This window comes from Olsenella uli, assembly GCF_901212675.1.
GTDB lineage: Bacteria > Actinomycetota > Coriobacteriia > Coriobacteriales > Atopobiaceae > Parolsenella > Parolsenella uli_B.
Window position 1 is genome coordinate 21,165 of the sequence record NZ_CAAKOQ010000019.1, and the last position, 12,842, is coordinate 34,006.

Below are 12,842 nucleotides of genomic sequence, written 5' to 3' on the forward strand. Positions count from 1 at the left end.
ACTTCGTCTCGGCACAAGCGACGCCCCCGGAAAAGGCATGGTGCAGCCTCCCCCTTACCCCAGCGCCCTTGCCCGCAGCCTCAAGTTATTACATAATTCACTTATGCATACTGCATTAGTGAATGTTAAGGAGCGGAGATGTTTGTCGGGCGCACGGAGGAGCTGGCCAAGCTCGAGCGACTGTATCGAAAGGGCAGCTTCCAGATGGTGGTGGTCTATGGCCGCAGGCGCGTGGGAAAGACCGCCCTCATCAGGCGCTTCGGCGAAGGGAAGGAGCTCCTCTACTTCACGGCACTCGACCAGTCTGACAAGGACAACCTCGCCGACTTCAGCCTCGCCGTCTACGAGTTCTTTGGGGCCCCACTGGCCACGGGACAATTCCTGAGCTGGAAGGACGCCTTCGACTACCTCGCCGAGAAGGCGACCGAGAGGCGGTTCGTCCTCGCGTTCGACGAGTTTCCCTACGCCGCGAGCCGCAGCGAGTCCCTTCCGTCGGTTCTCCAGATCGCCATAGACCACAAGCTCAAGGACACCGGCCTCTACCTCATTCTGTGCGGTAGCGACCAGGGGTTCATGGAGAGCGAGGTACTGGGACGCAAGAGCCCGCTCTACGGCAGGCGCACGGCTCAGCTCAAGCTGACACAGCTCGACTACCTCGAGGTCGCGCAGATGTTGCCAGCCCGTGACGCTGACGAGCTGTTCCGCTACTACGGTTGCTTTGGCGGCGTTCCCTATTACCTGGAGCAGATAGACCCTGAGCTCACGCTCGTAGAGAACCTCAGAGCCCTGTACTTCGATCCCACGGGCTTTCTCTATGACGAACCATACGGCCTGCTTCGTCAGGAGTTCAGGGAGCCTGCGCTCTACAACTCGATACTTCGCGCCATTGCCGAGGGCGCCAACCGACCGTCACTCATGGCGGATAAGACCGGCATAGAGGTTGCGACGCTTCCCCGATACCTGAAGTCGCTCTGCTCCCTGGAGATCATCGAGAAGATCGTTCCGTTTGGGGAGAACCCCGAGCGAAGCCGCAAGGGGATCTACCGCATCCGAGATGCCTGCTACGACTTCTGGTTTCACTTCGTCATGGCGCGAACCTCTGAGATTGAGCTTGGGATGGGAGGCTCCATCGCCTCAAGAATCATGGGCGGCGCCCTGAGCACGTACCTAGGCCACAGGTTCGAGGACCTCTGTAGGCAGTGGCTGATCGCGCAGGCCCGCACGGGGCGGCTCCCCCTGTCGGCCACCCTTGTGGGGGCTTGGTGGGGAGCCGCCCCAGATCTGCGCGAGCAGACGGACATCGATGTGCTGGCCGCGGATCCGGATGGCAAGGACATGCTCATCGGAGAGTGCAAGTACCGGGAGTCCTTCGATGAGAGCCTCGAACTCGATGACCTGGCCAGGAAGCGAGACATCGTGAAGGGATATCACGCGACGGACCTGTACCTCTTCACGAAGCACGAGGTCTCCGCTGCGACTCGCTCGAAGTATGCTGCCCAGTCAGATGTCCACTTCGTCAGCCTCGAGGACATGTATCGGGACCACCAGTGACTCGAGCAGGCCACGAGGCTCAAGGACCTACCGAGCGATGGCCACCGTGAGCAGCATCTTGAAGGCGGTCACGGCGCGGACGGCGTGCGGGGCGCCTGCGGGGATCACGATGGCCTCGCCGGCGCCGACCTGGTGCGGGGCGCCGTTGATGGTGATCTCGGCCGTGCCCTCCTGCACGAAGACCATGGCGTCGCCCGGAGCGGAGTGGCTCGACATCCCCTCGCCCTCGTCGATGGCAAAGAGCGTCACCTTGCAGCCGGGCGTCTGCGCGAGCGTGAGGCTGTTCACGCGGCCGGGCTCCACCTCCACGAGGCCCTTGGGCGCAAAGACCTGCTCCTTCTCGACGTTCTTGATGAGCTCGCTCATGGGTGTTCCTCTCTCTTGGCCGGTCGTGCCGGCATGTTGGCGTTGTGTGGGCGCTTGCGCTGGGCACGCCGCGCGAATGGGGCGACAGCAGGCCGCCCGTGCTTCGCAAGGCTAGTCCGCAGGCACCGTGACCTGCAGCATCTTGAACGGCGCGCCCGCGCCCTCGACGGCGTGCCCCTCGCCCGCCGGCACGCGCAGGGCGTCTCCCGTGCCAAGGGCGGCGCGCCCGCCGTCCGGCCAGGTCACGACCATCGAGCCCTCGACGCACAGGTAGAGCGTGTCGCCCCCATAGCGCTCCTCGCTCACCGACTCGCCGGCCGCGAAGGCGAAGAGCGTGGCCGAGAGGCCCGCCTCGAGCCCACCGCGCAGAAGCGACATGCTCGAGACCTGGCCCGCATGGCAGGTGACGAGGCTGGCGAGGGGCGCGGCCGCGCCCGTGGGAAGGTTGCGTAGTTCCATGGTCCTCCCTCGAGGTAGTGACGCTACAGGTAGTACAGAAACGAGCGCAGGCGCTCCTCGGCACCCTGGCCCGGCGAGCCGTCGAACGTGAGCGAGAGGGTGGGAGCACCCTCGCGCGAGCCCAGGAGCTGCAGGACCGTGTCGGTGTTCTCGCACATCGACGATACCGTAACCACACCGTCGACCACGCGGCAAAGCTCGCGGAAGAAGGCGCGCATCGCATCGAAGATGCCGTCCACGTCGTCGCGCTCCGTCGTGGCCCTGCCCCTCGGCAGGCGCCCTAACGGTAGTATGCCAGCGGAAACTATGCCTCGCTGTTGCCAAGGTCACACTTTTCCGAACAGGACGACGGGCGCCCCGGCGCGTGACAAACCCGTCCGGGTGGCTGCCGTCTGGGCAATTGTCACCAGCGACCTTTCTGCTATCATGATTGTGATAGTGAGCGAGGAGGCAGCCATGGTTCCCATTCGCCCCGTCTCGGACCTTCGCAACAGGTTTGCCGAGATTTCCAAGGACGTGCACGAGACCGGCAAGCCCGTGTTCCTGACCAAGAACGGCAGGGGCGACATGGTCGTCATGAGCATGGACGCCTACATGGCGCTGGAGTTCGACAGCGAGGTCTACCACAAGCTCGCCGAGGCCGAGCGGGAGGCGGACGAGACGGGCGAGCGGTTCTCCTCGGATGACGTGCTCTCCTCCATGCGTGCGGCCATCGCCTCGGCGCAGCACGTCGCATGAGCGGGTCCGGGGGCTATGCGGTCGAGTACCTTCCTGCGGCTAAGCGAGACCTTGTCGAGATCGTGAGCTACGTTTCGAACGATCTCGGCAGCCCCGGCAGCGCACGCACGCTCGCGAAGAAGCTCGTCGACGGGATCGAAAGCCTGTCTACGCTTCCTTACCGCCGACCCGTGTTTGTCCCCATGCGTCCGCTCGCCCATGAGTTCCGTTCGCTGAGGATTGCCAACTACCTCGTGTTCTATTGGGTGGACGAGCCAACGAGGACCGTCACGGTCGCACGCGTGCTGTATGCGCGCGCAGACAGCGAGAAGAAGCTGAACTAGCGAGCCAGCGGCAGTGGTCAGTCGCGCCCGCCAGCTAGCCCAGAAGGCCCAGGACGCGGCGCTTGACGTCGAGCGACTCGGGCGTGAGCAGCCAGTCCGCGCGCTGCTCGCGCGGGGCCTCGATGGTCACCTCGCCCACGAGTGTGCTCGGCTCGCCCTCGTTGGGACGACCCCGCATGACCACGATGCGGTCGGCCATCTCGACGGCCTCGTCAACGTCGTGCGTGATGAGCACGCAGGAGATGCCGAGGTCGCTCACCATCGAGAGGAACCAGCCGCGCATGTCGCGCCTGGTCAGGGCGTCGAGGGCGCTGAACGGCTCGTCCATGAGCACCACGTCGTTGTCCATGAGGTAGGTGCGCAGAAGCGCCGCGCGCTGCCGCATGCCGCCCGAGAGCTGGTTGGGGTAGCTGCGCTCGGCGCCCGAGAGGCCAAAGCGCTCGAAGAGCGGCTCGGCCTTTGCGCGGGCGTCGCGCTTGGACGTGCCTCCCAGGAGCAGCGGCAGGCACGCGTTGTCGATGATGGTGCGCTGGGGCAGCAGGAGGTCCTTCTGGAGCATGTACGAGATGCGACCGGGCTTGCCCGTCACGTCCTCGCCATGCAGCAGGACCCGGCCTGACTCGGGCGTCGTGAGTCCAGCGAGCCCGTGGAACAGCGTCGTCTTGCCACAGCCCGACCTGCCCACGAGGCACACCATCTCTCCCTCGGACACACCCAGCGAGACGTCGCGCACCACAACCTGCCCGTCCCACGCCAGCGTAAGGTCCTCGACCTCAAGCGCCCTCTCACCAGCCACGACACCCTCCCAACAAGGAAAAGAGGCGGGGCTCCACGCCGTCTCAACACACGAGGAGGCCCAGCAAAGAAAAGAAGCGAGGCCCGTGCGCGCCAACCAAGCTCGACGCCCCGCGAGCCCCGCGGGGACCATCTGGAGGCCTCCAACAACGTCAGCCCTCCGGGCCAAGGCAACCTCCGTCAGCCGCCGGGCCGGGACATGCCGAAGCGAGGGGCTAAGGGACTTTCGCAAAGCGAAAGTGACCCCGAGCGCAGGCATGTCCCGGACAGGCGGGCCAGGGAGCGCTCGCCGGCCCGGCAAGCCGCAGACCCTACGCCTCCAGAAAGTCCATGGAGTAGCCGCCCTTGGGGTCGAGCTTGGTCGGCGTGAGGCCATTGTCGTTCATCCAGTTGTAGAACTTGGCCCAGCGGTCCGGGTCGATGACGCCCCAGCTCGAGGCCTCGGCCGTGTACTGGTCGGCGAGGAACTCCTGGCTCATCTTGGCGAGCGCCGGGTCAACCTCGGGCGCGGCGTCCACGAGGACCTGGGCGGCGGCGTCGGCGTTCTGCTCGGCGTACTCGAAGCCCTTCTTGGTGGCGCGCAGGAACGCCTTGGCCACGTCGGGCTGGTTCTTCAGGAAGTCGTTGTTGGCGATGATGACCGGCGTGTAGTAGTCGAACACCGAGTCGATGTCGCGGAAGGAGAAGTAGTCGTAGGCGAAGTCCTGGACCTTGGCGTTCTGGACGGCCCAGGCCTCATAGCACCAGACGCAGTCGAACTCGTTGGCCTTGAGGCCCGTGACCTCGTCGGACGAGCTGGCCGGGATGAGCTGCACCTTGGAGAAATCGCCGCCGTCGGTGGTCACGACGCTCTTGATGATGGCCTTCTCGACGTCCTGGTCCCAGGTGGCATAGCGCTTGCCCTCCATGCCCTTGGGACGCGTGATGCCGTCGCCCTTGCGCGAGATGATGCCACTCGTGTTGTGCTGGATGGTAGCGGCCACTGCCGTGACGGGCAGCGGACTGTCGGTGCCGAGGTAGTTGGCCATGGTGTCCTGGTAGCTCATGCCAACCTGGGCCTTGCCGGCGCCCACGAGCGCGTCGGCGCCGTCCTCGGGCGGCTGCACGACCTCGACGTCGAGGCCCTCGTCGGCGTAGTAGCCCTTGGCGATGGCCACGTAGATGCCGGTGTGGTTGGTGTTGGGCGTATAGTCGAGCACGAAGGTGAGCTTGGTGGTGCCGGTGGAGGCGGCACCGGAGGCAGCGGCCGTCGTGGAGGCGGAGCCGGAACCACCCTGGGCACCGCAGCCGGCGAGCGCGAGGCCAGCGGTGAGCACACCGGCACCGGCGACGAACGAGCGACGGGACATGTTCTTGCAGTTCATGGGTTTCCCTTCTTTGGAAACGGACGTTGGGACGAGATGGGACGGACGTGGGACCTGGGGCTGGTGGGCGAGGCCGGACGCGCGGGTGGGGACGCCGGGCGAGGACGGGCCGCGCAGCCGGGCCACTCCCCCAGCTAGCCCTGCTTTCTCTTCTCGGCCTGCTCCCACGGCATGCACACGCGCTGCAGCAGGCTCACGAGCCCCATGAGCAGCAGCGACAGCGCCGAGATGAGCAGGATGACCGCGAACATCTTGTCGTAGGAGTAGGACTTGCGCACGCGGGTCATGTACACGCCCAGGCCGCTGAAGCCTCCGAGCCACTCGGCCACCACGGCGCCCACCACGGCGTACGTGGCGCTGATGCGCAGGCCGGCGAAGAACTGGTCGGCCGCGGCGGGAAGCTTCGCGTACCAAAAGATCTGGACGCGGCTCGCGTTCATGGTGCGCATGAGGTCGACGACGTCGGGGTCGACGCTGCGAAAGCCGCTCGCGAGGGCCACAGTGATCGGGAAGAACGTCGTGAGCACCACGAGCAGCACCTTGGGCAGCAGGTCGTAGCCAAACCACAGCACGAGCAGCGGCGCGATGGCCACCGTGGGGATGGTCTGCGAGATGGTGATGAGCGGGTCGAGCGCGCGCCACACCAGCTCGAAACGGTCCATGAGCACGGCCACCGCAAAGCCCACGGCCACGCCCAGGACAAGGCCGATGACGGCCTCCTCGATGGTCACGACCGCGTGGCCCGCGAGCAGGCCCGCGTCGGCGACGAGCGCCTGGACGACCTCGACGGGGCTCGGCAGCATGAAGGTGGGGACGAACCCCAGCGAGCACACCGCCTGCCAGGCGGCCAGCACGCCCACCACGGTGAGTGTGGGGGCCACCCAGCGGCTATGGTCGAAGCGCTCGCCTGCCTTGGCCACGGGCTACTTCTCCCCCTCGTGGTACTTGGAGACCTTGCGCTCGGTCGACAGGACGTCGCCCGAGGGCTTGTAGTTAATCTTGGCGAAGGTCATGACCTGGCCGCAGCCGGCCTCGGCCGCCACGAGCTGGCAGCGCTTGAGGACTTCCATGCAGGTGTCGTAGTCGCCCTCGATGGCCGTCTCGAACGGCCCCACATAGGGGTTGACGTCGTACTTCTCGATTTCGGCGATGACCGCGTCGACCACGCGGATGGTCTCCTCGTCGGACCCGGCATCCATCGGAAGCACCTGGATGGCAACGCTACATTCCATGAAACCTCGCTCTCTGCGAGGGCACGAAGAAGGGCCCCCGCCTTGGCGGGAGCCCTTGATGCGCACATCACGTTAGGTTCCCTACGCTGGCATTACCCAGATCAGGTCGGGTCGGGAGGCGCGCTCCCCTCTCAGCCGGACTCTCTCCAGCTCCCCTCGCACGGACGAGAGTGTAGCAGCTTTTTGATATCCGGTCCCTTCGCGCCGGCAGGGTCATACTGTGAGGTGTGGCGTCGGGACAGGGGCGGCGCCGGGGCAAGTACGCGAGTCCGGGAGGCGCCATGGACGAGGAGCAGATGAGGCGCTGGGTGGCCGAGACGCTCGAGAGGCTGGGCACGTCGGGGTTTCGCGCCGGCTTCACGCTGAGCGCAAAGGACCGCGCCTACGCGCTCGAGCACGGAGAGGCGACCGTCCGCAGGCACGCGCGCGAGCTTCTCGAGAGGCGCGTGGGCCCGGCGCAACCGGCCCGCGACGGCAAACAGACGCCCTTTCGCGGGCACCCGGTCTTCACCGCGCAGCACGCCACGGGCACCTGTTGCCGCGGCTGCATCGCCAAGTGGCACCACATCCCCCAGGGCAGGCCCCTCACCGACGAGGAGCTGGGCCGTCTGAGCGAGCTCACCGTGCGCTGGATCCGCCGCGACATCGCGCGCCATGACCCGACGCACGGCCTCGACCAGCACTTTCTCTGCAACCCCGAGAAGATCGCGCGCCTTGTGGACGCGGCGGGCATCCGGGAGGGCGACCGCGTGGCCGAGCTTGGGGCGGGCGTGGGAACGGTCGCCGCCGAGGTTCCGGAGGAGGCGTCGCTGACGCTCGTGGAGCTGGACCCGGCGCTCTGCGCGCGCCTGCGCGAGCGCTTCGCCAAGAGGGAGGGGGTGCGGGTGGCGCAGGGCGACGCGCTCGCGTATCTCGCGGGGGCGAAGGCCGGCGAAGAGACGCTCGACGTCATCATCTCGAACCTGCCGGCCGAGCTCACCTCTCGCGTGCTTGACGCGCTGGCGGGCATGCGCTTCCGCACCGCCGTCGTTGCCGTCCGCGCCGGCCAGGACCTTGCGCCCTGGGAGGGGAGGCTCGAGGTCGAGCCCGTGGAGACGCTCGAGCCTGGGGACTTCTCGCCCCGCCAGCCCTTTGCGTCCGAGGTCATCCGCGTGAGGGCCTGAGCCGCTTCTCGTGCTGGCCCGCCGCATGGGTCGCCACAATCTGTCCGGGGAGGAAGAACGCGCCCCAAGTCACTCCCCTACCCTCACAACTGGTGCAAAACAACCCCGTCCGCAATTGCACAATTGAATGGTGCAAAACGACCCCGTCCCCAATTGCATAACCGGTATGCTGGGTTGCACGAAGAGAAAGGGAGGGTCGCATGGCAGACGAAACGAGGCCGACCACGCACGTCGCGGCGGTGATCATCGCGCACGAGGGGCGTATCCTCGCAGCTCAGCGCAGTTATGGCATGAAGGACAAGTGGGAGTTCCCCGGTGGCAAGGTCGAGGCCGGCGAGGCTACGGAGGACGCGGCGCGGCGCGAGTGCGAGGAGGAGCTCGGGCTTCGGCTGGGGGCGCTCTGGCCCTTCGCCACGGTCGAGTACGACTACCCGGACTTCCACCTCACCATGGACCTCTTCATGGGCTCGCCGGCGCCGGGCGATCGGCCCGAGACGCTCGAGCACAAGGCCCTGCGCTGGCTCGGGCGCGACGAGCTCACCTCGGTCGAGTGGCTCCCGGCAGACGTGGAGCCGGTGCAGCAGCTGGGACTCGCCTGGGACCAGCTCTTCGACGAGATGCACCTCTAGCCTCCGGGTCAGCCCGGCCCGCACCTCGGGCGCACCCACGCGGCGCGCCACGCCCGCACCCGCGAGCGGACAGCCGCGCCGCAAACGAGGGTACATACAGCCACGGTACAGCCCACACAAGCAAGGGAGCTGCAATGAAGAAGTTCATCAACAGGCCCGAGGACGTCGAGCGTCAGGTCGTCGACGGCTACGTGAAGTCCTATCCCGCCCTCATCCGCAAGGTCGGCGACGACGTGGTGGTCCGCACGCACCGCAAGCGTGGCAAGGTCACGCTCGTCTCGGGTGGCGGCATGGGCCACGAGCCGGCCCACCTCGGCTACGTGGGCACCGGCATGCTCGACGCGGCCGTCGGCGGCGCCATCTACACGAGCCCCGCGGTCGACCGCATCTCGGCCGGCATCGAGGCCGTGGCCCCCGATGCCACGGGCGTGCTGCTCGTCGTCAAGAACTACACGGGAGACGTTATCAACTTCAGGCTCGCCGAGGAGGCCGCGCGCGAGGAGGGCGTCGCCTGCGACCACGTGGTGGTGAACGACGACGTCGCGGTGGGCACGCCCACCCAGCGCGAGCAGCGCCGCGGCGTGGCCGGCACGGTCTTCGTGCACAAGTGCGCCGGTGCCGCCGCGGAGGCGGGCGAGCCCCTCGCCGAGGTCAAGCGCGTGGCAGAGAAGGTCATCGACAACGTGCGCACCATGGGCGTGGCCATCGCGCCCTGCACCGTGCCCGCTGCGGGCAAGCCCGGCTTCACCCTCGCGGACGACGAGATGGAGATAGGCGTGGGCATCCACGGCGAGCCCGGCATCCGCCGCGAGAAGATGGAGCCGGTCGACGCCATGGTCGACGAGATCCTTGACCACGTCCTGGCCGACATCGACTACGCCGGCCACGAGGTCGCCGTGCTGGTGAACGGCGCCGGCGGTACGCCCGACTACGAGCTGGCCCTCGTCGCCAACCACGTGCACGACGTCCTGTCCGCCAGGCACGTCGGCGTCTGGCACACCTACATGGGCAACTACCTCACCTCCCTCGAGATGCGCGGCTTCTCGGTGTCGCTCCTGCGCCTCGACGACGAGCTCAAGGACCTGCTCTCGGCCCCGGCCGACACGCCGGCCTGGCAGCAGGGCGAGGCGAACCTCGCCGAGGACGCGGCCCCCGAGGAGGACGCGGCACCCAAGCAGGTGGCCGCGAGCGAGGCGAGCAACGTCCCCGCCGCCGAGGCGACCGGCGCCACCAAGGCCGTCATCGACGTCATCTCCGCCGTGGCTGACGCCATGGGAGCCCACAAGGACGAGCTCACCGAGCTGGACCAGCCCATCGGCGACTCCGACCACGGCATCAACATGGCACGCGGCTTCTCCGCGGCAAGGGCGCTTCTGCCCTCCCTTGCCGGCGAGGCACCGGCGGCCGTGCTCAAGAAGGTCGGCTCCACGCTCGTCTCCAAGGTGGGCGGCTCGTCGGGCCCGCTCTACGGCACGCTCTTCCGCAAGGTGGGCGTGGCCCTCAAGGGTGACGACTCGCTCGCCAGCGACGAGAACGCCGTGCGCTGCCTGGCCGCCGGCCTCTCCAAGGCGTTCGTGGGCATCGAGGACCTGGGCGGGGCCAAGCCCGGCGACAAGACCATGCTCGACGCCATACAGCCCGCGATGGAGGCGCTCGAGCACGCCCGCGGCGAGGACGCGCCGCTCGTGGAGGCCCTGGCCCAGGCGGCGGACGCAGCCGAAGCCGGCGCCGAGGCCACGGTGCCGCTCCAGGCGCGCAAGGGCCGCGCGAGCTACCTCGGTGAGCGCTCCGTGGGCCACAAGGACCCGGGCGCTGCGTCGTTTGCCCTGCTCATGCGCACGGTTGCCAACGCGGTTGCCACCCGGGCCAAGTAGGGCGGCGCCAAGGCGCAAGGCACGCACACAATCGAGAGGAGACGCCATATGGTTGGCTTCGTACTCGTGTCACATTCCAAGCCGCTCGCAGACGCGCTGGCGGCGTACACCAAGATGATGGCCCCGCAGGCCGTGATCGAGGCCGCGGGTGGCCTGGACGATGGCTCGTTCGGGACAAGCTCCGACAAGATCGAGGCGGCGATCCGCAAGGTCGCCTCCCCCGACGGCGTCATCGTGCTCATGGACATGGGCTCGGCGGTCATGACGGCCAAGATGGTCGTGAGCGACCTCGAGGACGACGACTTCGAGCCCCCCGTCCGCCTCGCCGACTGCCCGTTCGTCGAGGGTGCCGTGGAGGGCACGGTGTTGGCCCAGTCCGGCTCCTCCCTCGACGCCATCATGGACGACCTCGCCAAGGTCGGCGCCACGCACAAGCTGTAGCGCGGCAGGAGGGATGGACATGTCAGACACGCAGCAGGGCCGGCCGGCGCCCAACGCCGGCGAGCAGCCGCAGCCCACGTCTCGGCAAGGGGCGGCATCGCCCGCGCCGCAGGAGGGCCCGGGCACGACGCAGCCACAGCCTGTGCCAGGGCCCGCCACGCCCCAGCAGCCCGTCGTCGAGAGCGCGAGCGCCACGACATCCCCGGATAACAAGTCGGGCGCGGCTCCCTACGTGATCGTGGGGGTGGCCCTCGCCTGCCTGCTCTTCCTGGCAGCCGGCGTGGGCAACCTCGTGGGCACCTTCGGCTCGCTCGCGCTCTCGCAGAGCAGGGACTACGGCAGCATCGGCGACCTCCTCGACGAGCTGGACGACGGCTCGGGCCACGACTCGCAGGCCCCGGGCAACGGCTCGCGCAGGGGCCGCTACTCCGGCACCGAGCTCACCCAGGACTACGTGCTCTCCTACAACTACCAGTCCCTGTCCGAGTCCGTGAGCGACTACGTCTTCGCGAGCGACTACGCCGGCGCACAGGAGGGTGTCTCCACCTTCGTGCAAGCCCTCGCCAAGCTCGATGACGAGTACCTCAACCAGACGGTGGGGCATCTCCGCGCGGCCGCGGCGGCAAGCGACGACCAGACGCGCGCGGACGAGCTTCAGAAGGCGGCCGACCTCTGCACCCAGGCGCAGAACGCCGCCGGCTCGCTCGGGGTCGACGAGTCCAAGATATCCGGATCGCAGGCCAAGGCCATCGTGGGCGACCTCACCGACGCCCGCGACGACGTCGCCGAGCGCTGGCGCAACATCGGCCGCATCGTCGCGCTCATGGAGGACCCGAGCGGCCATCGCACAGGTGAGCTCGCGGACCTCGACGACAGCGCGAGCGACGTCACCGACATAGCCATCGAGCTCACCGACGCGCTCACCACCTCAGCCGCCCACGGCAAGTAAGGCGCGGTACGCACCCAGACCCACCAGCTGCACTCCGCACACCGACGCAGCGTACCGAAAGGAACCGAATGAGCAAGGCCGACGACCTGTTCGTGTCCATGTGCACCGACATCCTCGAGAACGGCACTACCACCGAGGGCCAGAGGGTGCGCCCCCATTGGGAGGACGGCACGCCCGCCTACACCATCAAGCAGTTCGGCGTAGTCAACCGCTACGACCTGCGCGACGAGTTCCCGGCGCTCACGCTGCGCCGCACGGCCCTCAAGAGCTGCATGGACGAGGTGCTCTGGATCTACCAGAAGAAGTCCAACAACATCCACGACCTCAAGAGCCACATCTGGGACGAGTGGGCCGACGAGACGGGATCGATCGGCAAGGCCTACGGCTACCAGATTGCCCAGAAGAGCCACTACCCCGAGGGAGACTTCGACCAGATGGACCGAGTGCTCTTCGACTTGGAGCACACGCCGTACTCGCGCCGCATCATGACGAACACCTACGTGTTCCACGACCTCTCCGAGATGAACCTGTACCCGTGCGCCTATAGCTGCACCTACAACGTGACGCAGCACGCGGGCGACGCCGCACCCACGCTCAACCTGCTGCTCAACCAGAGGAGCCAGGACATCCTCGCGGCCAACAACTGGAACGTGTGCCAGTACGCCATCCTGCTCATGATGGTGGCCCGTCACGTGGGCATGATTCCCGGCCAGCTCGTCCACGTCATCGCCGACGCCCACATCTACGACCGGCACGTCGACATCGTGCGCGAGCTCATCTCGCGCCCGCGCTTCCCGGCGCCGAGCGTGACGCTCAACCCCGACAAGCGCGACTTCTACAGCTTCACCACCGATGACCTCATCGTCGAGAACTACCAGCACGGCCCGCAGGTGAAAAACATCCCCATCGCCGTGTAGGAACGGAAATTGGGTCAATTGGGGACGTGTTCGTTTTGACC

General features: G+C 67.3%; 16 protein-coding genes and 1 riboswitch. Of the genes, 9 read left to right on the plus strand and 7 right to left on the minus strand.

The window, feature by feature from the left end:
- Window positions 1-138 precede the first annotated feature (138 nt).
- The gene (locus EFAMC1_RS02175) at window positions 139-1,551 is read left to right on the plus strand and encodes an ATP-binding protein (RefSeq protein WP_154052702.1); all 1,413 of its coding nucleotides are present in this window, start codon (window positions 139-141) and stop codon (window positions 1,549-1,551) included.
- A 27-nt stretch (window positions 1,552-1,578) separates the two neighbouring features.
- On the opposite strand, the gene EFAMC1_RS02180 is transcribed toward EFAMC1_RS02175, so the two are convergent.
- From EFAMC1_RS02180 to EFAMC1_RS02190, 3 genes are all read right to left on the minus strand, one after another.
- Window positions 1,579-1,917 carry a cupin domain-containing protein gene (locus tag EFAMC1_RS02180; protein WP_154052703.1) on the minus strand — a complete coding sequence of 113 codons (339 nt, stop codon included), beginning with the start codon at window positions 1,915-1,917 and terminating at the stop codon, window positions 1,579-1,581.
- Between the two features lie 111 nt (window positions 1,918-2,028).
- Window positions 2,029-2,376 carry a cupin domain-containing protein gene (locus tag EFAMC1_RS02185; RefSeq protein ID WP_154052704.1) on the minus strand — a complete coding sequence of 116 codons (348 nt, stop codon included), beginning with the start codon at window positions 2,374-2,376 and terminating at the stop codon, window positions 2,029-2,031.
- 23 nt (window positions 2,377-2,399) lie between these two features.
- Window positions 2,400-2,615 (minus strand): hypothetical protein, encoded by a 216-nt coding sequence (locus EFAMC1_RS02190; RefSeq protein WP_154052705.1) that lies wholly within the window; start codon window positions 2,613-2,615, stop codon window positions 2,400-2,402.
- 217 nt (window positions 2,616-2,832) lie between these two features.
- Here EFAMC1_RS02190 and EFAMC1_RS02195 point away from each other — a divergent pair, with 217 nt between their 5' ends.
- Both EFAMC1_RS02195 and EFAMC1_RS02200 read left to right on the plus strand, forming a co-directional pair.
- Window positions 2,833-3,114 (plus strand): type II toxin-antitoxin system Phd/YefM family antitoxin, encoded by a 282-nt coding sequence (locus EFAMC1_RS02195; protein WP_154052706.1) that lies wholly within the window; start codon window positions 2,833-2,835, stop codon window positions 3,112-3,114.
- Window positions 3,111-3,437 (plus strand): type II toxin-antitoxin system RelE/ParE family toxin, encoded by a 327-nt coding sequence (locus EFAMC1_RS02200; protein ID WP_154052707.1) that lies wholly within the window; start codon window positions 3,111-3,113, stop codon window positions 3,435-3,437. The genes EFAMC1_RS02195 and EFAMC1_RS02200 overlap by 4 nt, the downstream gene beginning before the upstream one ends.
- 34 nt (window positions 3,438-3,471) lie before the next feature.
- Here EFAMC1_RS02200 and EFAMC1_RS02205 read toward each other — a convergent pair whose 3' ends face one another.
- From EFAMC1_RS02205 to EFAMC1_RS02220, 4 genes are all read right to left on the minus strand, one after another.
- Window positions 3,472-4,233, minus strand: a complete 762-nt coding sequence (locus tag EFAMC1_RS02205; RefSeq protein ID WP_261981718.1) for an ABC transporter ATP-binding protein — start codon at window positions 4,231-4,233, stop codon at window positions 3,472-3,474.
- 310 nt (window positions 4,234-4,543) lie between these two features.
- On the minus strand, window positions 4,544-5,596 hold the full coding sequence (locus EFAMC1_RS02210) for an ABC transporter substrate-binding protein (protein ID WP_187324507.1): 1,053 nt from the start codon (window positions 5,594-5,596) through the stop codon (window positions 4,544-4,546).
- Between the two features lie 134 nt (window positions 5,597-5,730).
- The gene (locus EFAMC1_RS02215; protein ID WP_261981719.1) at window positions 5,731-6,516 is read right to left on the minus strand and encodes an ABC transporter permease; all 786 of its coding nucleotides are present in this window, start codon (window positions 6,514-6,516) and stop codon (window positions 5,731-5,733) included.
- Window positions 6,517-6,519: 3 nt separating this feature from the next.
- A complete protein-coding gene (locus EFAMC1_RS02220) occupies window positions 6,520-6,828 on the minus strand; it encodes an MTH1187 family thiamine-binding protein (protein ID WP_154052708.1) in 309 nt (102 codons plus the stop codon).
- Window positions 6,829-6,888: 60 nt separating this feature from the next.
- A riboswitch (TPP riboswitch) is annotated at window positions 6,889-6,995 on the minus strand.
- Window positions 6,996-7,109: 114 nt separating this feature from the next.
- On the opposite strand from EFAMC1_RS02220, the gene EFAMC1_RS02225 reads away from it, so the two are divergent.
- The 6 genes from EFAMC1_RS02225 (at window position 7,110) to thyA (ending at window position 12,801) form a co-directional block, all read left to right on the plus strand.
- Entirely contained in the window at window positions 7,110-7,991 is an 882-nt protein-coding gene (locus EFAMC1_RS02225; RefSeq protein WP_187324508.1) for a DUF4186 family protein, read from the plus strand.
- Between the two features lie 200 nt (window positions 7,992-8,191).
- Complete coding sequence (locus tag EFAMC1_RS02230) at window positions 8,192-8,620, plus strand: (deoxy)nucleoside triphosphate pyrophosphohydrolase (protein ID WP_154052709.1); 429 nt, start codon at window positions 8,192-8,194, stop codon at window positions 8,618-8,620.
- Between the two features lie 134 nt (window positions 8,621-8,754).
- A complete protein-coding gene (gene dhaK, locus EFAMC1_RS02235) occupies window positions 8,755-10,494 on the plus strand; it encodes a dihydroxyacetone kinase subunit DhaK (RefSeq protein ID WP_154052710.1) in 1,740 nt (579 codons plus the stop codon).
- A 48-nt stretch (window positions 10,495-10,542) separates the two neighbouring features.
- Window positions 10,543-10,935 (plus strand): dihydroxyacetone kinase phosphoryl donor subunit DhaM, encoded by a 393-nt coding sequence (gene dhaM / locus EFAMC1_RS02240; protein ID WP_154052711.1) that lies wholly within the window; start codon window positions 10,543-10,545, stop codon window positions 10,933-10,935.
- Between the two features lie 19 nt (window positions 10,936-10,954).
- Window positions 10,955-11,884, plus strand: coding sequence for a hypothetical protein (locus EFAMC1_RS02245; RefSeq protein ID WP_154052712.1), 930 nt, complete (start codon window positions 10,955-10,957; stop codon window positions 11,882-11,884).
- A 68-nt stretch (window positions 11,885-11,952) separates the two neighbouring features.
- Complete coding sequence (thyA, locus tag EFAMC1_RS02250; protein WP_154052713.1) at window positions 11,953-12,801, plus strand: thymidylate synthase; 849 nt, start codon at window positions 11,953-11,955, stop codon at window positions 12,799-12,801.
- Window positions 12,802-12,842 lie beyond the last annotated feature (41 nt).